Below are 22,178 nucleotides of genomic sequence, written 5' to 3'. Positions count from 1 at the left end.
AGATAGATGAGTGAAGCAATACCCCAAGCGGCAGCCGAAGTGGCTGCCGCTGGCGTTTCCAGGATTGCCCTGGGCGTCGAATACAAAGGTGCCCGTTATCGTGGCTGGCAACGCCAGGAAGACGGCGTGCCCTCCGTGCAGGCGGCGCTGGAAAAAGCCCTGTCGAGAGTGGCCGACGAGCCGGTCTCGGTGATCTGCGCCGGGCGCACCGATGCCGCCGTGCATGCCAGCGGACAGGTCGTGCATTTCGATACGGCTGTCGATCGCCCGCTGAAGGCCTGGATCATGGGCAGCAATGCCAACCTGCCGGCCGACATCAGCGTGACTTGGGCGAAAGTGATGCCGGCGCATTTCCATGCGCGCTTCACCGCCATGGCGCGGCGCTACCGTTATGTGATCTACAACGACCCGATTCGCCCGGCGCACCAGTCCGAGGAAGTCACCTGGAACCATCGCCCGCTGGACGTTTCGCGCATGCGCGAAGCGGCCAGGGCGCTGGTTGGCACCCACGACTTCACTTCGTTCCGCGCCGTGCAGTGCCAGGCCAAGTCGCCGGTGAAGACCGTGCATCACCTGGAAGTGATCGAGCATGGCCGCTTCATCGTGCTGGATATCCGCGCCAACGCCTTCCTGCATCACATGGTGCGCAACTTTGCCGGCGTGCTGATGACCATCGGCGCCGGTGAGCGCCCGGTGGAGTGGGCGGGAGAAGTGCTGGCGGCGCGCGACCGCCGCGCCGGTGGCGTCACCGCGCACCCGTACGGGCTGTACCTGGTGCGCGTGGAGTACCCGGAAGAGTTCGAGCTGCCCGAGCGTTATCTGGGGCCACATTTCCTTTCAAGTTTGCCCGATATCCTTGGCTGACGATGCCAGGGGCATTTGCTAACATCGATCGATCACTTGCCTGAAGGTTGCTGCATCTTGTCCGCCGTTCGCATCAAAATCTGCGGTATTACCCGAGTCGAAGATGCCCTGGCCGCCGCCGAGGCGGGTGCCGACGCGATCGGGCTGGTGTTCTACGCCAAGAGCCCGCGCGCGGTGAGCATCCAGCAGGCGAGGGCGATCGTCGCCGCGCTGCCACCCTTCGTCAGCACGGTCGGCCTGTTCGTCGATGCCAGTCGTTGCGAGTTGGGGGAGATCCTCGATGCGGTGCCGCTGGACATCCTGCAATTCCATGGCGACGAGACGCCCGAAGCCTGCTCGGGCTGGCACAAGCGCTATCTCAAGGCGCTGCGGGTCAAGCCGGGCGACGACGTGGCGGCGCAGATCGCGAAATATCCACAGGCCAGTGGTTTCCTCCTCGATACCTATGTGGAAGGCGTGCCCGGTGGGACCGGCCAGGCGTTCGACTGGTCGCAGGTGCCCAGGGATGTGAAGCGCCCCCTGATCCTGGCCGGCGGCCTGACGCCGGAGAACGTGGCGGACGCCATCGCCCAGGTGCGACCCTATGCGGTGGACGTCAGTGGCGGCGTCGAGGCCAGCAAGGGCATCAAGGACGCGCAGAAGATCCGCGATTTCATCGCCCAGTGCCGGTCGGTGGCGTGACGCGGAATCTTCATGTGACGACGAGCGGACTGCCGCCGTCCACTACCCAATCGCTGCCTGGCAGCGCTGGGAATCGTTGGTGTTCATCGCCGGCGACCCGCATCGAGTGGTGTATTCGTGGCGACGCCTCTGGCGGCGCCTGTGTTTGCGAGGGGTTCGGGGCCTTGAGGCCGGAACCGCGACGATGAATTTGCTCAGGGACACGCGCATGGTTTCAGGCCGTGCCCCTGCACTGGAGACGAGAGCATGAGCAACTGGCTGGTAGACAAGCTGATCCCTTCCATCATGCGTTCCGAGGCGAAGAAGAGCTCGGTTCCGGAAGGCCTGTGGCACAAGTGCCCTTCCTGCGAAGCGGTGCTGTACCGTCCCGAGCTGGAAAAGACCCTGGACGTCTGCCCGAAGTGCGATCACCACATGCGCATCGGTGCCCGTGCCCGCCTGGACATCTTCCTCGATGAAGAGGGCCGCGAAGAGCTCGGTGCCGAGCTGGAACCGGTGGATCGCCTGAAGTTCCGCGATAGCAAGAAGTACAAGGACCGCCTGACCGCCGCGCAGAAAGACACCGGCGAGAAGGACGCGCTGATCTCCATGAGCGGCAAGCTGATGGGCATGCCGGTAGTGGCCAGTGCCTTCGAGTTCTCCTTCATGGGCGGCTCCATGGGTTCCATCGTCGGCGAGCGCTTCGTGCGTGCCGCCAACTATGCGCTGGAGCATCGTTGCCCGATGATCTGCTTCTCCGCCTCGGGCGGTGCGCGCATGCAGGAAGCGCTGATTTCCCTGATGCAGATGGCCAAGACCTCCGCCGCGCTGGCCCGCCTGCGCGAAGAAGGCATCCCGTTCATCTCCGTGCTGACCGACCCGGTTTACGGCGGCGTTTCCGCCAGTCTGGCGATGCTCGGCGACGTGATCGTCGGTGAGCCGCGCGCCCTGATCGGCTTCGCCGGCCCGCGCGTGATCGAGCAGACCGTGCGCGAGAAGCTGCCCGAAGGCTTCCAGCGCAGCGAGTTCCTGCTGGAACACGGCGCCATCGACATGATTGTTCATCGTTCCGAAATGCGCGAGCGGCTCGCCAAGCTGCTCGCCAAGTTCACCCACACTCCAAGTACCGCGCTCGCAGGATGACCCAACGTACCCTTGCCGACTGGCTCAGCTACCTCGAACAACTCCACCCCACCGCGATCGACATGGGGCTGGACCGCTCCCGTGAGGTAGCCGGCCGGCTTGGGCTGGGGCGCCCCGCGCCCCGCGTGGTGACCGTCACCGGCACCAACGGCAAGGGCTCCACCTGCGCCTTCCTCGCCGCCCTGCTTGGCGAGCAGGGCCTGCGCGTCGGCGTGTACAGCTCGCCGCACCTGCTGCGCTACAACGAGCGTGTGCTCATCGAGGGCGTCGAAGCCCGCGATGAAGCGCTCTGCGAAGCCTTCGCCGCCGTCGAGGCGGCCCGTGGCGAAATCTCCCTGACCTACTTCGAAATGGGCACCCTCGCGGCCTTCTGGCTGTTCGAGCGCGCAGGCCTTGACGCCGTGGTGCTGGAAGTCGGCCTGGGTGGCCGCCTGGATGCGGTAAACCTGATCGATTCCGACGTCGCCGTGGTTACCAGCATCGGTATCGATCACGCCGACTGGCTGGGCGATACCCGCGAAAGCGTGGCCTTCGAGAAGGCCGGTATCTTCCGCGCCGGCAATCCCGCCGTGTGCGGCGACCTGGAGCCGCCAGCGCCGTTGCTGGAACAAGCGCGTAACCTGGGTTCGCCGTTGCTGCTGCGTGGTCGTGATTTCGACCTGGCGCTGGGCGAGGGCGAGGGCGACTGGCACTGGCGCGGTCGCGATGCCGCCGGGGAAGTCCTGACCCTGCATAACCTGCCGCCACTCGATCTGCCGACGGAGAACGCGGCACTGGCCTTGCAGGTCTACGCCCTGCTGGACCTGCCGTGGCAGCCCGAGCAACTGGCTGCCGCCCTGCAGCGCACCCGGGTCATCGGGCGCCTGGATCGTCGCAGCGTGCAATGGCGCGGTGAAGAGCGCCATCTGCTGCTGGATGTGGGGCACAATCCGCATGCCGCGCACTACCTGGCCGGCCGCCTGCGCTCTGCGCCGCCCAAGGGTGTGCGTCGTGCCGTTTTCGGCCTGCTGGCGGACAAGGATCTGGACGGCGTACTGGAACCCGTGCTCGGCTTGGTGCAGGATTGGGCCGTCGCGCCGCTGCCCACCGGTCGCAGTCGGCCGGCGGAAGAGCTGGAAACTGCGTTGCGCGCCCGTGGCGCGAGCGTCAGTCGTCACGCGGATATCGCCGCGGCGCTTGAAGCGCAGTGCAATGCGGCTTCGGCGGACGACGAGATTCTGGTGTTCGGTTCGTTCTACAGCGTGGCGGATGCCCTGGAGTGGCTCGTCAGGGCTGCTCGATAAGGAAAAGGGGAGTGATCCATGGCCTTGCTCGATAAGGGGCTCAAGCAGAGGGTTGTCGGCGCGCTGGTGTTGTTGGCGCTGGCCATCATCTTCCTGCCGATGCTGTTTACCCGCGAGGACGAGATGCGTCAGGTCGTGGTCGAGGCGCCGGTAATGCCCAAGCCGCCGGCCATGCCGAGCGTCGAGGTGCAGCCCACCGAGGTGCCGGAGCCGCAGGCGGAAGAGGCTGACACCGCTGCGCAGCCGGAGGCCGCCCCCGCGCCAACCGCCCCCGCGCCGTCCGCGCCGATCGCCAGCCTTCCCGCGCAGCCGGTACCCGCTGCGCCGGCGCCCAAGCCTGCCGCTCCCGCACCGCAGCCGCAGCAGACCCAGGCCAGCGCCGCGCCCAAGGCGCCAGCTCCGGCCCCGGCTCCCGCTCCTGCCCAGCGTCTGGATGCCAGCAATCTGCCGGTCAGCTGGTCGGTGCAGCTGGCCAGCCTGTCCAACCGCGCTCGCGCCGACGAACTGCAGAAGCAACTGCGCAGCCAGGGCTACAACGCATACGTGCGCAGCTTCGACGGCATGAACCGGGTATTCGTCGGTCCGGTGGTCGAGCGCGCCGAGGCGGATCGCTTGCGCGACCAGTTGGGCAAGCAGCAGAAGCTCAATGGCTTCGTGGTGCGCTTCCAGCCTGAGCGTGGCTGAGCCGGTTCGTTAGCTTTACTCAATCAGCCCCATGTCAAACTGGGGCTCCGCTAAATCGAAGGCCTCTGCTAAAATGCGGGGCCTTTCCGTTTCTGGGCCGCAACGTGGCATTTACCTGGGTCGATTGGACGATGATCGGCATCATCGTCATTTCCAGCCTGATCAGCTTGAGCCGAGGCTTCGTCAAGGAAGCCCTGTCGCTGGTCACCTGGATCGTAGCCGGTGCGGTCGCCTGGATGTTCGGCGGCGCGCTGGCCGAGCATCTCGCACCCTACATCCAGCTGCCCTCCGGGCGTGTCATTGCTGCCTGCGCCATTCTTTTCGTCGTTACGCTGCTGCTGGGCGCACTCGTCAATTTCCTCATCAGCGAGCTGGTGCGCGTGACCGGCATGTCTGGCACCGACCGCGTGCTCGGCATGGTCTTCGGTGGCGCCCGTGGCGTGTTGCTGGTGGTGCTGCTGGTCGGGCTGCTGAGCCTGGCGCCGGTGCAACAGGACCCATGGTGGCAGCAATCTGTGCTGCTGCCGCATTTCCTGATCGTCGCCGACTGGTCGAAGAACACCATTCTGACTTTTGCCGGGCACTGGATGTCCGGCGTTACCATCGCTCCGCCGTCCGGAGCGGGTACTTTGCTGCCGGCCCAGTGAGGGGCAGGTGGAGGCGACGGGAAGCCGTCGCCGTAACGGCAGGTCCGGTGGATACTGCCGAGTAACGGATTGTTTTAGCCTGAAACCAACTAGGGGTTGCGTCGCATGTGTGGCATCGTCGGTATCGTGGGCAAGTCGAACGTCAATCAGGCGCTCTATGACGCGCTCACCGTTCTCCAGCATCGTGGCCAGGACGCTGCGGGGATCGTCACCTGTCAGGATGACCGCCTGTACCTGCGCAAGGACAACGGCCTGGTCCGTGACGTCTTCCAGCAGCGCCATATGCAGCGCCTGGTCGGCAAGATCGGTATCGGCCACGTGCGCTACCCCACCGCGGGCAGCTCCAGCTCCGCCGAGGCGCAGCCGTTCTACGTGAATTCGCCCTACGGCATCACCCTGGCGCACAACGGCAACCTGACCAACGTCGAGCAGTTGGCCAAGGAAATCTACGAATCCGACCTGCGCCACGTGAACACCAACTCCGACTCGGAAGTGCTGCTCAACGTGTTCGCCCATGAGCTGGCGGTGCGCAACAAGCTGCAGCCCACCGAGGAAGACGTCTTCGCCGCCGTGGCCGGCGTGCACGCCCGCTGCGTCGGCGGTTATGCCGTGGTGGCGATGATCACCGGCTACGGCATCGTCGGCTTCCGCGACCCGCATGCGATCCGCCCGATCGTCTTCGGCCAGCGCCACACCGAGAACGGCGTGGAATACATGATCGCCTCGGAAAGCGTGGCCCTGGACGTCCTCGGCTTCACCCTGATCCGCGACCTGGCGCCGGGCGAAGCGGTATACATCACCGAAGACGGCAAGCTGTTCACCCGCCAGTGCGCGGCCAACCCGCAGTACGCGCCGTGCATCTTCGAGCACGTGTACCTGGCGCGTCCGGACTCCATCATGGACGGCATCTCGGTCTACAAGGCGCGCCTGCGCATGGGCGAGAAGCTGGCCGACAAGATCCTGCACGAGCGCCCGGACCACGACATCGACGTGGTCATCCCGATCCCGGACACCAGCCGCACCGCTGCGCTGGAACTGGCCAACCGCCTGGGCGTGAAGTTCCGCGAAGGCTTCGTGAAGAACCGCTACATCGGCCGTACCTTCATCATGCCCGGCCAGGCCGCGCGCAAGAAGTCGGTACGCCAGAAGCTCAACGCCATCGAGCTGGAATTCCGCGGCAAGAACGTGATGCTGGTGGACGACTCCATCGTCCGCGGCACCACCTGCAAGCAGATCATCCAGATGGCCCGCGAGGCCGGCGCGAAGAACGTCTACTTCTGCTCCGCCGCCCCGGCGGTGCGCTACCCCAACGTCTACGGTATCGACATGCCGAGCGCCCACGAGCTGATCGCCCACAACCGCAGCACCGAAGAGGTCTGCGAGCTGATCGGCGCCGACTGGCTGGTCTATCAGGACCTGCAGGACCTGATCGAATCCACCGAGGGCGGCAAGATCAAGATCGAACACTTCGACTGCGCCGTGTTCAACGGTGAATACGTCACCGGTGACGTCGACGAAGCCTATCTGGACAAGATCGAGCAGGCGCGCAACGACGCGACCAAGACCAAGGCCAGCGCCGTCAGCGCCATCATCGATCTCTATAACGACTAAGGAGAGCAGGGCATGGCTCAGGAATGGGAAGCCGGCCGGCTGGACAGCGACCTGGAGGGTGTCGGCTTCGACACCCTCGCGGTGCGCGCCGGCCAGCGTCGCACCCCGGAGGCGGAACACGGCGAAGGCCTGTTCACTACTTCCAGCTACGTGTTCCGCAGCGCCGCCGATGCGGCCGCGCGTTTTGCCGGTGAAGTGCCGGGCAACGTCTATTCGCGCTACACCAATCCCACGGTGCGCACCTTCGAGGAGCGCATCGCCGCGCTGGAAGGCGCCGAGCAGGCGGTGGCCACCTCCACCGGCATGTCGGCGATCCTTTCCCTGGTGATGAGCCTGTGCAGCGCCGGTGACCACGTGCTGGTCTCGCGCAGCGTATTCGGTTCGACCATCAGCCTGTTCGAGAAGTACTTCAAGCGCTTCGGCATCGAAGTGGACTACCCGCCGCTGAGCGATCTTGCGGCCTGGGAAGCGGCCTGCAAGCCGAACACCAAGCTGTTCTTCGTCGAATCGCCGTCCAACCCGCTGGCCGAACTGGTGGACATCGCCGCCCTGGCCGATATCGCCCACGCCAAGGGCGCGCTGCTGGCGGTGGACAACTGCTTCTGTACCCCGGCGCTGCAGCAGCCGCTGAAGCTGGGCGCGGATGTGGTGATCCACTCGGCAACCAAGTACATCGACGGCCAGGGCCGCACCATGGGCGGCGTGGTCGCCGGTCGCCGCGCGCAGATGGAGCCCGTCGTCGGCTTCCTGCGTACCGCCGGCCCGACCCTGAGCCCGTTCAACGCCTGGATCTTCATCAAGGGTCTGGAAACCCTGCGCGTGCGCATGCAGGCCCACAGCGCTTCGGCCCAGCAGGTCGCCGAGTGGCTGGAGCAGCAGCCGGGCGTGGAGCGCGTGTACTACGCGGGTCTGCCCAGCCATCCGCAGCACGAACTGGCCAAGCGTCAGCAGAAGGGCTTCGGTGCGGTGGTGAGCTTCGAGGTGAAGGGCGACAAGGCTGCGGCCTGGCGCTGTATCGATGCCACCCGGATGATCTCCATCACCACCAACCTGGGTGACACCAAGACCACCATCGCCCACCCGGCCACCACCTCCCATGGTCGCCTGTCGCCGCAGGAGCGCGAGAACGCCGGTATCCGTGACAACCTGATCCGCGTTGCCGTGGGCCTGGAAGATGTCGCTGACATCACGGCCGACCTGGCGCGGGGCCTGGCTGCCCTGTGAGCGCGACGGAACTCTTCGGCAATGGCCGCGTCGCCCTGGTAACGGGTGCGGCGCGTGGCATCGGCCTGGGCGTTAGCGCCTGGCTGATCGCCGAAGGCTGGCAAGTGGTGCTGGCGGACATCGACCGCGAGCGCGGGCCGAAAGTGGCCCAGGCACTGGGTGAGCGGGCCGGTTTCGTGGCGCTGGACGTGGCCAACGAGGTGCAGGTGGCGGCAGCGGTCGCTGAGGTGATCGGCCAGTACGGCCGTCTCGATGCGCTGGTGAGCAACGCCGCCATCGCCCGGCCGCACAACACCCCCCTTGAAGGCCTGGGCCTGAACGAGTGGAACCGCGCCTTGGCGGTGAATCTCACCGGCCCGATGCTGCTCGCCAAGCACTGTGCGCCATACCTGCGCGCGCACAACGGCAGCATCGTCAACATCGCCTCGACCCGGGCGCACCAGTCCGAGCCGAATTCCGAAGCCTATGCGGCGAGCAAGGGCGGTCTGCTGTCGCTGACCCACGCCCTGGCCAGCAGCCTGGGGCCGGAGATTCGCGTCAACGCGATTTCCCCGGGCTGGATCGATGCCCGCGACCTGCGCGTGCGGGAGGCCGAGCCGTTGACCGAGCTGGACCATGACCAGCACCTGGTCGGCCGGGTCGGGACGGTGGAAGACGTTGCGGCGGCGGTTTCCTGGCTGGTCGGCGAGGGGGCCGGATTCGTCACCGGGCAGGAACTGGTGATCGATGGCGGCATGACGTGCAAGATGATCTACCTCGACTGAGTGTCGAGCGTGGAAGAGGAGGGCGGCCTGAGGCCGCCCTTTTCTTTTGTGGCTCCGAGCGTGGGCTGTTTGCGAGCTAGCTCGCTCCTACAAGAGCACACGCGGTCCTTGGCCCTGTAGGAGCGCGCTTGCTCGCGAACCTGGGTCCGCACCGAGGCTGGTAACCGCACGCCGAACTTTTTTCGCGGAAAATGAAAAAAAGTTCAATCAGGGCATTGACTTAGGATTCGTCGGCTGTAGAATGCGCCCCACTTCGAGACGAAGGGTGATTAGCTCAGCTGGGAGAGCATCTGCCTTACAAGCAGAGGGTCGGCGGTTCGATCCCGTCATCACCCACCACTCTCGCAAGTTACGCGCAGCGGTAGTTCAGTCGGTTAGAATACCGGCCTGTCACGCCGGGGGTCGCGGGTTCGAGTCCCGTCCGCTGCGCCATTTTCCCCCTCCTTGGTTCCTACCCCGAACCGGCTTGTCGAGCGAACAGCTCCAGGCGCAAGGAGGTTGCTGTACCGGACGCAAGTCCAACCGACACGCAGCGGTAGTTCAGTCGGTTAGAATACCGGCCTGTCACGCCGGGGGTCGCGGGTTCGAGTCCCGTCCGCTGCGCCATATTCGAAAGCCCTCAGGTAGCAATACCTGAGGGCTTTTTCGTTGCGCACGGAAAAATCCTCGCTATCTCTTTGTAAGAAGCTGTCACGGTCTGGTCACCTTACGCGTCTAGCTTTTTCCTCGTGGTCTTTGCTAAAACCGGATCGAACGGTCAGGAGAAAGCCAATGGACGACTATCAGGAAGAACTGCTGGAACTGCGCGCTGTGGAACAGGATCTGCCGGAGCCGGCCGACGACGCCACGGAGATGTGATCAGGCGCTGTGACGCTGGGCGCGGCGGAATTCCCCAGGCGTCTGCCCGCTCCAGCGCTTGAAGGCGCGCTGGAAGGCCTCGGCCGAGGCGAAGCCGAGCAGGTAGGCGATTTCGCCGAAGGCGAGGTCGGTGTCGCGGATGTAGATCATCGCCAGGTCGCGGCGGGTGTCGTTGAGGATGCTGCGGAACTGCGTGCCTTCCTCGGCCAGCTTGCGCCGCAGGGTCCAGGTCGGCAGCTTCAGGCGCGCGGCGACTTCCTCCAGGTCCGGCTCGCGGCCGTTGAGCATCGGCCCCAACAGCTGGGCGACGCGCTCGCGCAGGCTGCGTGTGCGGGTCATCTGCTCCAGTTCCTTCTCGCAGATTTCCAGCAATTGCCGCCAGGTGCTCGGGCAGTGCTCCGGGTTGCTGCGCCCCAGGGCTGACTGGTCCAGGCGTAGCTGGTTGTGCTCCGCGCCGAATTCCACCGGACAGCCGAACATCTCTTCGAAACGCGATGCCCAGGCCGGCGCCGGATACTCGATCTCGACCTTCTCCGGGCGCAGCGGTTGTGCGCCGATGCTGCCGAGCATGTTCACCCAGCCGGCCAGCACCGAATCCACCACGAAGCGGTTGTAGGCGTTGTACGGGCTGATGGAATAGAAGCGCAGCCAGGCACCGCTGGTGTCCTCGATGAAGTTGCTGTGGCCGCGGTAGTTCTGGGCGTACAGCGTCTCGAAACGGATCAGCGCGCGAGCGGCGGCGCGAACGTTGGGCGCCTGCGCCGCGGTGACGCCGGCGAGGCCGCTCTGGCTCGGGCGGCTCAACTGGCCCATGCGCAGGCCCAGGGCGGGATCGCCGCTCTGCTGGATGGCGGCGTGGCCCAGGCGCATGTAGCGGGGAATCGACAGGCGCGCGCCCGGCTCGCCGAGGCGCGCAGCGTCCAGTCCGTATTGTTCCAGCAGCGGTTGCGGTGCGACGCCGCTTTCCGCCAGTGCGTCGGCGAGACTGTGGACGAAGCCCACGGACAAATCGCCAAGACGCATGGTCGGACGGCTCATAGCCAGAGGTTGATCAGGCGGGCGCCCGGACCGTCCGGCGCCAGGGTGTGGCTGTCGCCGCTGACCACCAGGCTGCGGCCGTCGCTGCCCAGGTCCCAGAGGTGACCACGGAGGAACACCGTGATGCCGGCACGGGCGCCGCTTGCGCCGATGCGGCCGGCCAGCGCCAGGCGCTCCCAGGCTTCGCCCTCGGTCAGCTCGCCGGGCTTGAACTTGACGTCGGTCGGCGTGGCGGCGCCGTTGTAGCCCTTCCAGGGCTTGCTCCAGTTGCCATTGCCGGTGAGGAAGGCCGGCACCGCGATGAAGTCCGGCGTGTTCGCCGCCAGCGCGGCGTAGCCCGCCGGGTACCAGCTGTCGGCGCAGATCAGCACGCCCAGGCGTCCGGCGGGAGTCTGCAGGACTTGCAGGTCGTCGGCGTCGCTGCCGCGGGTAAAGCGTTTCTCTTCGTCGATGGGGAACAGCTTGCGTTGCGGCTTGCCCAGCGGCAGGCCGTCGCTGCCAAAGACCTGGCTGACGTTGTAGAGACGGCCGTTGCCGGTGCGGATCTGCCCTTCGACGATCCGTGGGTTGGGCAGGACGATGGAGCCGGCGACGATGGTGACGCCGAACTCCCGGGCCAGGCCGCCGAACAGCGTCTGGTAGTCGTGGGCCATGTCCACCGCCTTCATGCGGAACAGGGCGTCGGCCATGCGGTCCTCGCTCTTGGCGCCGAGCCAGCCACGCGCCACTTTCAGCGGGTTGCTGGCGACCATCCACTCCATGGCTTCGGCCAGGTGCTCGGTCTGGTAGACCTCGGGCTTCTCGCCGGCTGCCACCAGCCAGGTGCCGATGTGCTCGGGGAAGACCACCACGGTGCGTGGGTTGATCAGACCCTCGTCGCGAGCCTTGGCCAGGTAGGCGTGGAATTTCAGGCGCAGGCGCTCGACGCTCTGGTAGTCCTGGGTGAAGAGTTCCGGCTGCACGCCCAACAGGTTGCCGCGTTCGGACGGTTCACCCTGGTTGAGCGCGACCTGGCTGCGCAGGTCGGAGAGGTAGTGGCCCACCGGGCGACGCTCTGCCCAACCGGCATAGCCGGCGAACAGGATCACCAGGATAAGGAAGATCAGCTTGCGCATGAGGAGCGTGTACTCAATAGGTGCAGCACAGGGTAGGGGTTGGGCCGTCCGTTGCCAAGTCGCTGTGTCATCTTCGATCAGTAAGTTGTTACTTTTGATCATTGAGCGGGGCAGGGTGGCTCCTTAGAGTCTGCCCCATACCGACCGCACCCCGTGCCGCCCGTTCCACGCGCGAGCCGAGGGGGCGGCGCCACCGTGACTGCTGGAGGACGTATGACCGCCCCTTATCCGCACCTGCTTGCCCCCCTGGACCTCGGCTTCACCACGCTGCGCAACCGCACCCTGATGGGCTCCATGCACACCGGTCTGGAAGAGAAGCCTCAGGGCTTCGAACGCATGGCGGCCTACTTCGCTGAGCGCGCCCGTGGTGGCGTCGGCCTGATGGTCACCGGCGGCATCGGCCCGAACGAGGAAGGCGGCGTGTATTCCGGCGCGGCCAAGCTGAGCACTCCGGAAGAGGCCGAGAAGCACAAGGTCGTCACCCAGGCGGTGCACGAGGCGGGCGGCAAGATCTGCATGCAGATCCTCCACGCTGGCCGTTACGCCTACAGCCCCAAGTCCGTGGCGCCCAGCGCCATCCAGGCGCCGATCAACCCGTTCAAGCCGCGCGAGCTGGATGAAGAGGGCATCGAGAAGCAGATCGCCGACTTCGTCAACTGCTCCAGCCTGGCCCAGGTGGCCGGCTACGACGGCGTCGAGATCATGGGTTCGGAAGGCTACTTCATCAACCAGTTCCTGGTCGCGCACACCAACCAGCGCACCGACCGCTGGGGCGGCAGCTACGAAAACCGCATGCGCCTGCCGGTGGAGATCGTCCGCCGCGTGCGCGAAGCCGTGGGCCCGAACTTCATCATCATCTATCGCCTGTCGATGCTCGACCTGGTGGAAGGCGGCAGCACCTGGGACGAGATCGTCCTGCTGGCCAAGGCCATCGAGAAGGCCGGCGCCACCCTCATCAACACCGGCATCGGCTGGCACGAAGCACGCATCCCGACCATCGCCACCAAGGTGCCGCGCGCGGCCTTCACCAAGGTCACCGCCAAACTGCGCGGCGAGATCGGCATCCCGCTGATCACCACCAACCGCATCAACACTCCGGAAGTGGCCGAACAGGTGCTGGCCGAAGGGGATGCCGACATGGTGTCCATGGCCCGCCCGTTCCTCGCCGACCCGGACTTCGTCAACAAGGCCGCCGAAGGCCGCGCGGACGAGATCAACACCTGCATCGGCTGCAACCAGGCGTGCCTGGACCACACCTTCGGCGGCAAGTTGACCAGCTGTCTGGTGAACCCGCGTGCCTGCCACGAGACTGAGCTGAACTACATCCCGACTACACACGTGAAGAAGATCGCCGTGGTCGGCGCCGGCCCGGCCGGTCTGTCCGCCGCCACCGTCGCCGCCGAGCGCGGCCACGAGGTGACCCTGTTCGACGCCGCCGGTGAGATCGGCGGCCAGTTCAACGTCGCCAAGCGCGTGCCGGGCAAGGAAGAGTTCTACGAGACCCTGCGCTACTTCAAGCGCAAGGTGGAGACCACCGGCGTGCAACTGCGCCTGAACACCCGTGTCAGCGTGGACGACCTGGCCAAGGGCGGCTTCGACGAGATCATCCTCGCCACTGGCATCACCCCGCGTACCCCGGCCATTCCGGGCATCGAGAACGCCAAGGTGATCAGCTACCTGGACGCCATCCTCGAGCGCAAGCCGGTGGGTCAGCGTGTGGCGGTGATCGGCGCCGGCGGCATCGGCTTCGACGTCTCCGAATACATCACTCACGACGGTGAATCCACCAGCCTAGATCGCCACGCCTTCTGGAAGGAGTGGGGCATCGACGAGAGCCTGGAGGCTCGTGGTGGTGTCGCCGGCATCAAGCCGCATCCGCATGCGGCGGCGCGCCAGGTGTTCCTGCTGCAGCGCAAGAAGTCCAAGGTCGGCGACGGCCTGGGCAAGACCACCGGCTGGATTCACCGTACCGGACTGAAGAACAAGCAGGTGCAGATGCTTAACAGCGTCGAATATCTCAAGGTCGATGACGATGGCCTGCACATCAGCGTGGCCGGCGGCGAGCCGCAGGTGCTGCCGGTGGATACCGTGGTCGTTTGCGCCGGCCAGGAGCCGCTGCGCGAGCTGCATGACGGCCTGGTGGCCGCTGGGCAGCGCGTGCACCTGATCGGTGGCGCCGACGTGGCCGCCGAGCTGGATGCCAAGCGCGCTATCAATCAGGGCTCGCGCCTCGCCGCTGAACTCTGAGCCGTAAGTCCCTAAACACAGGCCCCGGAAAGTTCCTCCGGGGCCTGTGTTTTTTGCGGAATGACAAACTGCATCACAGATTTATCTCGCCGCTCGCCCGGTTAACCTGACCGGCAGGTCGGGTGCCAACCCAGTCACATTGCCTGCGACATTATTTCCCCTAGACTGGTCCGGATGTCAGGGCATTCCTGCCATCAGGGTGCCACTTTCCTACGGCATCATTTCCCAGACTTCCTCCCGCACAGGCCCAGAGGTCAATCGATGAGCATGCAGAAGAAGCCTCAGATGGTGGAAGCCGTGGTCTTCTTCAATGACCGTGGCGTTTGTAAGGAAATGCTCTACCCCGAATTCGAGGCGCTGCTCGACAACGTCGTGCAGATGCCGGATCTCGCCGAGCAGCAGGTACGCCTGGCCTATGTGCTGATCAACCCGCGCCTGCTGGTCAAGACGGCAGTCTTCTTCTACCTGGACTTCGACGAGAACGGCGAGGCTGATCGCGGTTGGAACCTGCCCCTGCGCAACCTGGCCGAGCGCGCTGGCCGTGGCCCGGACTTGGGCGCCGGCCCGATTCGTCTGGCCTGCCGCAGTCAGTGCCCGGTGTCCTGGCACCAGATGCACCTGTGGGACCCCGTTCTTGAAGGTGACAGCAATCACCTGGCGCAGCTCCGCGCTGCGGCGAAGCGCAACAACCTGGGGGTGCTGGTCGAAGAGGAGCCGGCATCCGTCGAGCCGCAGCGCCTGCAGATGGCGGCTGAGCACCAGTGGTACGCACCCTCCGAGGAGGAATCCCGGGAAACCGCCGAGAAGCTCGCGCGGGAGATGCTCCAGGAGCACCAGCAGAAGACCGCCGAACTGCTCGACCAGCACGAGACCCGCCTGTCGCAGATCAGCGAGCAGCACGAGCAGGAGCTCAACCGCCTGAAGCTCGGTGCGCAGGAGCAGGTCAAGGTGCTGCAGGCCGAGGTTTCGGCGCTGCGAGAAGGGCTCAAGCGCGAAGAAGACATCAACGCCGACCTGCGCCGCGAACTGGACGGGCAGGTCAGCGGATTCCAGCGTGGCCGCGAAGAACTGACCGCCCAGTTGCGGCAGATCGAGGAGAGCGGCCGCGACGAGATGGAGCAGTTGCGCCAGCAGATCGAAGATGAGGCCAAGGCCCGTATCGCCGCACTGGAGACTCAATACCAGCAGCAGGTTTCCGTCCGCGACGCGGAACTGGGCTATCGCAACGAGCTGGGGCAGCGATTGCAGCAGGAGAGCCAGCAGCTTCAGCAGGAAAACCAGAAGCTGCGCAAGGAGACCGAAAAGCAACGCCGGGAACTCGATCAACTGCGTCGGGACATCGAGCAGTTACGCCAGGAAAGCACGCAGCTACAGCAGGAGAGCGCGCAACTGCGTGAGCAGGCCCTACAGGCCGAGCTGCTGCAACAGAGCGTCGAGAACCTGCGCCAGGAGCTGGCTTTGCAGTCTACCAAGGCGGCGGACAGCTCGATGCTGGAGCGCCTGGCCGGCCAGGGCGTGGTTTTCGTGGTCTATCATCCGGGCGCCGGCCACCTGACCCTGTCGCTTGGGGATGTCACCCGCTATCAGGAAAACCCGATGGCCTTCGCCGCCGCCAAGTGCTTCGTCTCCGAAGACCAGTACCGCCAGTGGCTGGCGCATTACCAGCAGCCGACCTGCGAGGGGCGGCTGTCCAACGGTGACCGCTGTGCCCTGCCGATCGACCGTGTGGAGACACCCGGACGTTTCGTCGAAGGCGACAGCAACTGCTGCGCCCGCCACAAGACCGCTGGCCGCCTGCGCAGCGTGACCACGGCTTAAGCGGACGCTTTGCAGTACCCTGACTGGCGCCCCGTCGCACCGCTGCAACCCGTTCACCTGGACTGGCTGGAGCGCGCCGGCGTCGAGCTGGCGTTGCTGCGCCTGGACCAGGTCGACGCCCTCATCTGCGGCAACAAGTGGTTCAAGCTCGCGCCTTATCTGAAGCAGGCCGCCGATCTCGGTCTCGATGGTGTAATGAGCCTGGGTGGCGCCCATTCCAATCACCTTCACGCCCTGGCCGCAGCCGGCGCCCGTTTCGGTTTCCGCACCGTCGGGCTGCTGCGCGGCGAAGAGCAGGACAACCCCACGATTGCCGACCTGCGCCAGCTCGGTATGCAATTGCACTGGCTGGGTTACGGCGGCTATCGCCGGCGCCATGAGCCGGACTTCTGGATGCCCTGGCGCGAGCGCTATCCCGGATTGTTGCCGGTGGGCGAGGGTGGCGGCGGTCTGCCCGGTGCGCGGGGCTGCGTGTCGCTGGTGGCGATGATTCGCGAGCAGTTGGCGGGCATTGGCTGGTGGGATTATCAGCAGCTGTGGGTCGCCTGCGGCACCGGTACGACGCTGGCCGGCCTGGTGCTGGGCGAGAGCGGCGCGCATCCGCTGGTGGGGGCGTTGGCGGTACCGCCGGGGCATGGCGTCGAGGAACAGGTGCCCGCGCTATTGGCGCAGGCGGGAGTCGAGGCGTGCGGCTACCGCCTGATCGACGCCAGCCGGGGTGGCTTTGCGCGGATCGACCAGACGCTGGCGCGTTTCATCCTGGACAGCGAAGCTGAATGCGGCGTGCCGCTGGAGCCGATGTACACCGGCAAGCTGCTGCTGGCGCTGCACGATGAGGTCGCCGCCGGGCGGGTCGCGCGTGGTAGTCGCATAGTTGCCGTGCATACGGGGGGGCTGCAGGGGCGGCGGGCCATGCAGGAACGCCTCCTGGCGCTGGCCGCTCAGCGCGAATAGCCGCCGTGCACCCGCGGCCAACGGTCGCCCACCAGAAACAGACGCTCCTGTTCGCGCCAGCGCCCGTCCTGGAACGCCAGGCGGACCAGCAGTTGCGGGAAGCCGTCCTCCGGCAGCTCCGTCAGCCAGTCGTCAAACTGCGCGGCGGTCCAGCGCTCATCGGCGTCGTACGCCGCCGGTGCCAGCCAGTGTTTTCGCGACAGTACCTGCCAGCCCTCGGGGTGTAACTCCTGATAGCGCGGCCATTCCTGGCGGTGCAGCCAGCGGCCATGCAGGTGATGCTCGCTGGCGCCAGCGGGCGGCGGGCAGCGCGCCGGCCAGGGGTAGAACAGGTAGCCGCCGAGCCAGAGCCCGGCCGAGGGCGTGGCCTCGCTGAACTCGCGAACCACGCACATGCCTTCGAGCGTCGCCGAGAGCGGCAACTGGTGCTGGTAGAAGTGCTCGATCTTGCGCAGCAGGTGGTCTTCGGCGCCGGGACCGAGCCAGGCGTTGGGTCCATCCTCGCTGGGGCCGAGGTAGAGCTTGATGGCCAGTTCCAGGTGATGCAGGCCGTCGTCGTCTTCCAGCAGCAGGTCCAGTTCACCCAGGGTGTGGCCGTTGTCGCGCACCGGCAGGTTGGCGGCCAGCAGGCGCAGGTCAGGCGCCTGTTCCAGGGCGTATTGCCAGAGGCGCTCGTAGTAGCGGCCGAGGCGCTGGTGGGGTGTGCTCTGCAACTGTTCCAGCAGGTGTGCGGGCGAGTGTTCCTGGGCGCGCAGCCAGTCGGCCAATCGCGACGGCTCGGCGAGCCAGCGGCTGGCCGTCAGCGGGTGGCGCAGGGCTGGGCTGCCCGGATTGAGCAGCGGCGGGGAGAGCAGCGTCCAGGCCAGATCGCGGACTTGTGGCTGGCGCAGCTCGGTCAGCAGTTCGTTCAGGAGTGGGGTCAGAGCGCTCATCCCTCTAGCCTAGCCGCTCAGCTCGCGCTGCGGTTTGCCGCTGCTTCGGCGTTTCGCCCATAATTCCGTCATTCCCGCATCGCAAAGCCGCCCGGAGTCCCATGGAACCCTTTCGCAACATCGGCATCATCGGCCGCCTGGGCAGCACCCAGGTCCTGGAAACCATCCGTCGGCTGAAGCGCTTCCTCATCGAACGCCACCTGCACGTGATCCTCGAGGACACCATCTCCGAGGTGCTGCCCGGCCACGGCCTGCAGACCTGTTCACGGAAAATCATGGGCGAGATCTGCGACCTGGTGATCGTGGTCGGCGGTGACGGCAGCATGCTCGGCGCGGCGCGCGCCCTGGCGCGGCACAAGGTGCCGGTGCTGGGGATCAACCGTGGCAGCCTGGGCTTCCTCACCGACATCCGCCCGGACGAGCTGGAAACCAAGGTCGCCGAAGTGCTCGGCGGCCAGTACATCGTCGAGAGCCGCTTCCTGCTCGACGCCCAGGTACGCCGCCATGGCGAGTCCATCGGCCAGGGCGATGCGCTGAACGACGTGGTGCTGCACCCCGGCAAGTCCACGCGGATGATCGAGTTCGAGCTGCACATCGACGGCCAGTTCGTCTGCAGCCAGAAGGCCGACGGCCTGATCGTCGCCACCCCGACCGGCTCCACCGCCTACGCGCTGTCCGCCGGTGGGCCGATCATGCATCCCAAGCTCGACGCCATCGTCGTGGTGCCGATGTATCCGCACACCCTCTCGGGACGGCCCATCGTGGTCGACGGCAACAGCGAGCTGAAGATCGTCGTCTCGCCGAACATGCAGATCTACCCGCAGGTGTCCTGTGACGGCCAGAACCACTTCACCTGCGCGCCCGGCGACACCGTCACGGTGAGCAAGAAGCCGCAGAAGCTGCGCCTGATCCACCCGATCGACCACAACTACTACGAGGTCTGCCGGACCAAGCTGGGCTGGGGCAGTCGCCTCGGGAGCAGCGAGTGATGGAACTCGACCCCTCACGCGGCTATGACCTGATCGGCGACATCCACGGCTGCGCCAATACCCTGGATTACCTGCTGGAGCGCATGGGCTACCGGCTGCAGGGTGGTGTCTGGCGGCATGCGCGGCGGCAGGCACTGTTCCTGGGCGACATCATCGACCGTGGGCCGCGCATCCGCGAGGCGCTGCACCGGGTGCACGACATGGTCGCCGCCGGCGAAGCGCTGTGCATCATGGGCAACCACGAGTTCAACGCCCTTGGCTGGTCGACCCCGGCGGCGCCCGGCAGCGGCCGGCAGTACGTGCGCGAGCACACGCCGCGCCACGCCCGGCTGATCAAGGAAACCCTGGATCAGTTCGAAGGCCATCCGGCGGACTGGCGCGATTTCCTCGGCTGGTTCCAGGCCATGCCGCTGTTTCTCGATGCCGGACGCTTCCGCATGGTCCACGCCTGCTGGGACCACGACGTGATCGACGCGCTGCGCCAGCAGTTCCACGACGGCCGCATCGACGAAGCCTTCCTCAAGGCCACTGCCGAGCCGGGCAGCTTCGCCCAGCAGGCCTGTGACCGCCTGCTGCGTGGCACCGACATGCGCCTGCCCAATGGCCTGACCCTGACCGGCAGCGATGGCTTCACCCGTTCGTTCTTCCGCACCAAGTTCTGGGAGGAGGACCGCGCACCGGAAACCTACGGCGACATCGTGTTCCAGCCTGATGCGCTGCCTGACGAAGTGGCCAGCGAGCGCCTGAGCGACGAGCAGAAGTCCCGTTTGCTGACCTATGGCGCCGACGAGCCGCTGCTGTTCGTCGGTCACTACTGGCGGCGCGGTACGCCCGCGCCGATCCGGCCCAACCTGGCCTGCCTGGACTACAGCGCGGTGATGTACGGCAAGCTTGCGGCCTATCGGCTGGACGACGAGACACGTCTGGAGCGGAGCAAGTTCGTGTGGGTGGACGTGAAGCGTCCGGAGGGCGATGCGTGAGTGTGGTTGAAGCGATACGGCTGCCGGCGGCGGTCGACCTGGGCGAGTTCGTCAACCTGTTGCGGCGCCTGAATGTCCCTTTCCGGGTCAGCGAGGAATCGGGTGAGCAGGTGCTCTGGGTGCCCAATGCCCAGCTGGCCGAGCAGGTGCGCACGCTGTACGAGCGTTATCCCCAGGGTGACCCTCAGTTCAGCGTGCAGGCCGAGCGCCGGCGTGGCGGGCCCGGGTTCCTGGAACAGCTGAAACTGAGCTGGATGACCGCGGCGGTGCTGCTGGTGACCTGCGCCGTCGCCGCCGTGACCCTGCTCGGTACCTACCCGGAAACCCTGCGCTGGCTGACCTTCCAGGATTTCCGCCTGGTCGGCGAGGACCGCGTGATGTTCCTGCCGCTCACCGACACCCTGGCGGCGGGGCAGTGGTGGCGGCTGTGGACGCCGATGCTGATCCACTTCGGCTGGCTGCACCTGGCGATGAACGGCATGTGGTACTGGGAGCTGGGGCGGCGCATCGAGTACCGCCAGGGCGCCGGGATGCTGCTGGGCCTGAGCCTGAGCTTCGGCCTGGTCTCCAACGTCGTGCAGTACGGCGTCAGCGGGCCGAGCCTGTTCGGCGGTCTCTCCGGCGTGCTCTACGGTCTGCTCGGCCACTGCTGGATCTTCCAGCGCATGGCGCCGACCCCGGCCTACCAGCTGCCCAAGGGCGTGGTGGCGATGATGCTGATCTGGCTGCTGGTATGCCTGTCCGGGGTGATCGACCTGCTCGGCTTCGGCTCCATTGCCAACGGCGCGCACGTGGGCGGGCTGGTGGCGGGCTGCCTGAGCGGCCTGATCGGCGGCTTGCTGGCGCGCCGCGCAGGGCATTGAAGCTGCCTCCTCGCTGGGGCGGAACCTGTAGGAGCGAGCTTGCTCGCGAACCGCCCGGCTCCACAGTGCCCGGCGAGTCCGTTCGCGAGCAAGCTCGCTCCTACACGGAATCAATCACCTACCGCCTGACCTCTGTTCGTGCGCCAAAGCCTTTGGCCCGGTAGAATGCCGGCTTCGTTTTTCTCCAGCAGGAGCCGGCCCATGTCGTCCTTCGCCGAAATGATCCAGAACATCACCCCCGAGCTTTACGAGAGCCTCAAGCTCGCCGTGGAAATTGGCAAGTGGCCCGATGGCCGCAAGCTGTCCCAGGAGCAGAAGGAGCTGTCGCTGCAGGCCGTGATCGCCTGGGAGATGAAGAACCTGCCCGAGGACCAGCGCACCGGCTACATGGGCCCGCAGGAATGCGAATCCCACGCCGAGCCGATCCCGAACATCCTGTTCTCGACCAATACCCTGCATTGATGGCTGCTTTCTGATGGTAGAGCTTGGACGCGGCGCCCTGGACAAGATGTCGGCGCGCCTGGAAAGCCCCGTGCAATACGCCTTCCGCCTCGGCGAGGCGGAGGTCCCGGTAAACCCGCTGATCGGCAGGACCCTGCGCCTGGAGTACCTGGGCGAAATCTTCTGCTGCCACTGCGGACGCAAGACCAAGAAGAGTTTCAGCCAGGGCTACTGCTACCCGTGCTTCACCAAGCTGGCGCAGTGCGACAGCTGCATCATGAGCCCGGAGAAGTGCCACTACGAAGACGGTTCATGCCGCGAGCCGGAGTGGGGCGAGCGCTTCTGCATGACCGACCACGTGGTCTACCTGGCCAACTCCTCGGGCGTGAAGGTGGGCATCACCCGCGCCAGCCAGGTGCCGACCCGCTGGATCGACCAGGGCGCGCGCCAGGCATTGCCGATCATGCGCGTGGCCACCCGCCAGCAGTCCGGTTTCGTCGAGGACCTGCTGCGCAGCCAGGTCACCGACCGCACCAACTGGCGCGCGCTGCTCAAGGGCGAGGCCGAGCCGCTGGACCTGGTCGCCATCCGCGAGCAACTGTTCGACACCTGTGCCGAGGGCATTGTCGCGCTGCAGCAGCGCTTCGGCCTGCAGGCGATCCAGCCGGTGATCGACCTGGACCCCATCGAGATTCAGTACCCGGTGGAAGCCTACCCGGCCAAGATCACCAGCTTCGACCTGGAGAAGACGCCGGTGGTGGAGGGGACCCTGCAAGGTATCAAGGGCCAGTACCTGATCTTCGATACCGGCGTGATCAATGTACGCAAGTTCACCGCGTACCAACTGGCCATCAGCGCCTGAGAACCTGTTTACGATCTGCTGCGCGTCGGCGGTAGGGCGTTTGAAAAGCGCCCTCAGATGCTCATTTACAGCGCGTAAACTCCGCTCTTCGGGCTCTTTTATTCGCTGGCGCTTACCCTTCGGGCCAGCCTTTGGCTGTTACTCCCGTTGGTCGTTTCGCCTACTACCGCTCTAGCTCGCGAGATCGTAAACAGGTTCTGA

Annotated in this window: 20 protein-coding genes and 3 tRNA genes; 20 read left to right on the top strand and 3 right to left on the bottom strand. The window is 66.0% G+C overall.

Features of this window, described 5'->3' with window-relative positions:
- Positions 1–6: 6 nt before the first annotated feature.
- The 12 genes from truA (at position 7) to SD196_RS19230 (ending at position 9,486) form a co-directional block, all read left to right on the top strand.
- Entirely contained in the window at positions 7–864 is an 858-nt protein-coding gene (gene truA, locus SD196_RS19285) for a tRNA pseudouridine(38-40) synthase TruA (RefSeq protein ID WP_343572628.1), read from the top strand.
- A gap of 57 nt (positions 865–921) precedes the next feature.
- Entirely contained in the window at positions 922–1,545 is a 624-nt protein-coding gene (locus SD196_RS19280) for a phosphoribosylanthranilate isomerase (RefSeq protein WP_416310563.1), read from the top strand.
- Positions 1,546–1,791: 246 nt separating this feature from the next.
- A complete protein-coding gene (accD, locus tag SD196_RS19275) occupies positions 1,792–2,667 on the top strand; it encodes an acetyl-CoA carboxylase, carboxyltransferase subunit beta (RefSeq protein ID WP_275610917.1) in 876 nt (291 codons plus the stop codon).
- Positions 2,664–3,950 (top strand): bifunctional tetrahydrofolate synthase/dihydrofolate synthase, encoded by a 1,287-nt coding sequence (gene folC, locus SD196_RS19270; RefSeq protein ID WP_416310562.1) that lies wholly within the window; start codon positions 2,664–2,666, stop codon positions 3,948–3,950. Before accD ends, folC begins: the two co-directional genes overlap by 4 nt.
- Positions 3,951–3,968: 18 nt before the next feature.
- Positions 3,969–4,634, top strand: coding sequence for an SPOR domain-containing protein (locus SD196_RS19265; protein ID WP_370599818.1), 666 nt, complete (start codon positions 3,969–3,971; stop codon positions 4,632–4,634).
- Between the two features lie 104 nt (positions 4,635–4,738).
- On the top strand, positions 4,739–5,281 hold the full coding sequence (locus SD196_RS19260) for a CvpA family protein (RefSeq protein ID WP_207884323.1): 543 nt from the start codon (positions 4,739–4,741) through the stop codon (positions 5,279–5,281).
- A 105-nt stretch (positions 5,282–5,386) separates the two neighbouring features.
- Positions 5,387–6,892 (top strand): amidophosphoribosyltransferase, encoded by a 1,506-nt coding sequence (gene purF / locus SD196_RS19255; protein WP_416310561.1) that lies wholly within the window; start codon positions 5,387–5,389, stop codon positions 6,890–6,892.
- Positions 6,893–6,904: 12 nt separating this feature from the next.
- The gene (locus tag SD196_RS19250; RefSeq protein ID WP_275610921.1) at positions 6,905–8,116 is read left to right on the top strand and encodes an O-succinylhomoserine sulfhydrylase; all 1,212 of its coding nucleotides are present in this window, start codon (positions 6,905–6,907) and stop codon (positions 8,114–8,116) included.
- On the top strand, positions 8,113–8,880 hold the full coding sequence (locus tag SD196_RS19245; protein ID WP_275610922.1) for an SDR family oxidoreductase: 768 nt from the start codon (positions 8,113–8,115) through the stop codon (positions 8,878–8,880). The genes SD196_RS19250 and SD196_RS19245 overlap by 4 nt, the downstream gene beginning before the upstream one ends.
- A 263-nt stretch (positions 8,881–9,143) precedes the next feature.
- Positions 9,144–9,219 (top strand) — tRNA-Val (locus SD196_RS19240).
- Between the two features lie 16 nt (positions 9,220–9,235).
- Positions 9,236–9,312 (top strand) — tRNA-Asp (locus tag SD196_RS19235).
- Positions 9,313–9,409: 97 nt separating this feature from the next.
- Positions 9,410–9,486: transfer RNA gene (locus SD196_RS19230), tRNA-Asp, on the top strand.
- A 252-nt stretch (positions 9,487–9,738) separates the two neighbouring features.
- Here the strand turns inward: SD196_RS19230 and SD196_RS19225 are convergent.
- Positions 9,739–10,776, bottom strand: a complete 1,038-nt coding sequence (locus SD196_RS19225; protein ID WP_331315941.1) for an AraC family transcriptional regulator — start codon at positions 10,774–10,776, stop codon at positions 9,739–9,741.
- On the bottom strand, positions 10,773–11,891 hold the full coding sequence (locus SD196_RS19220; RefSeq protein WP_416310560.1) for a nitrilase-related carbon-nitrogen hydrolase: 1,119 nt from the start codon (positions 11,889–11,891) through the stop codon (positions 10,773–10,775). The genes SD196_RS19225 and SD196_RS19220 overlap by 4 nt, the downstream gene beginning before the upstream one ends.
- 213 nt (positions 11,892–12,104) lie before the next feature.
- Here SD196_RS19220 and SD196_RS19215 point away from each other — a divergent pair, with 213 nt between their 5' ends.
- From SD196_RS19215 to SD196_RS19205, 3 genes are all read left to right on the top strand, one after another.
- Positions 12,105–14,138, top strand: a complete 2,034-nt coding sequence (locus SD196_RS19215; protein WP_275610925.1) for an NADPH-dependent 2,4-dienoyl-CoA reductase — start codon at positions 12,105–12,107, stop codon at positions 14,136–14,138.
- Positions 14,139–14,399: 261 nt separating this feature from the next.
- Entirely contained in the window at positions 14,400–15,956 is a 1,557-nt protein-coding gene (locus SD196_RS19210; protein ID WP_275610926.1) for a chromosome partitioning protein ParA, read from the top strand.
- A 42-nt stretch (positions 15,957–15,998) separates the two neighbouring features.
- Complete coding sequence (locus tag SD196_RS19205) at positions 15,999–16,910, top strand: 1-aminocyclopropane-1-carboxylate deaminase/D-cysteine desulfhydrase (protein ID WP_416311756.1); 912 nt, start codon at positions 15,999–16,001, stop codon at positions 16,908–16,910.
- On the opposite strand, the gene SD196_RS19200 is transcribed toward SD196_RS19205, so the two are convergent.
- Entirely contained in the window at positions 16,898–17,842 is a 945-nt protein-coding gene (locus tag SD196_RS19200) for a DUF1853 family protein (protein WP_275610927.1), read from the bottom strand. The genes SD196_RS19205 and SD196_RS19200 overlap by 13 nt on opposite strands.
- A 101-nt stretch (positions 17,843–17,943) precedes the next feature.
- Between SD196_RS19200 and SD196_RS19195 the strand changes: the two genes are divergently transcribed.
- The 5 genes from SD196_RS19195 (at position 17,944) to SD196_RS19175 (ending at position 21,977) form a co-directional block, all read left to right on the top strand.
- Positions 17,944–18,831, top strand: a complete 888-nt coding sequence (locus SD196_RS19195) for an NAD(+) kinase (RefSeq protein WP_152224645.1) — start codon at positions 17,944–17,946, stop codon at positions 18,829–18,831.
- Positions 18,831–19,811, top strand: coding sequence for a metallophosphoesterase (locus SD196_RS19190; protein ID WP_343572652.1), 981 nt, complete (start codon positions 18,831–18,833; stop codon positions 19,809–19,811). The genes SD196_RS19195 and SD196_RS19190 overlap by 1 nt, the downstream gene beginning before the upstream one ends.
- Positions 19,808–20,674, top strand: coding sequence for a rhomboid family intramembrane serine protease (locus tag SD196_RS19185; protein ID WP_416310559.1), 867 nt, complete (start codon positions 19,808–19,810; stop codon positions 20,672–20,674). The genes SD196_RS19190 and SD196_RS19185 overlap by 4 nt, the downstream gene beginning before the upstream one ends.
- Before the next feature lie 201 nt (positions 20,675–20,875).
- A complete protein-coding gene (locus SD196_RS19180; RefSeq protein ID WP_275610930.1) occupies positions 20,876–21,136 on the top strand; it encodes a YeaC family protein in 261 nt (86 codons plus the stop codon).
- A gap of 13 nt (positions 21,137–21,149) precedes the next feature.
- Entirely contained in the window at positions 21,150–21,977 is an 828-nt protein-coding gene (locus SD196_RS19175) for a DUF2797 domain-containing protein (protein WP_416310558.1), read from the top strand.
- Positions 21,978–22,178: the final 201 nt, after the last annotated feature.

Source organism: Pseudomonas macauensis, from assembly GCF_047902425.1.
GTDB lineage: Bacteria > Pseudomonadota > Gammaproteobacteria > Pseudomonadales > Pseudomonadaceae > Pseudomonas.
The sequence above is the reverse complement of the archived record's forward strand: the minus strand, read 5'-3'. Positions and strand labels throughout refer to the sequence as shown.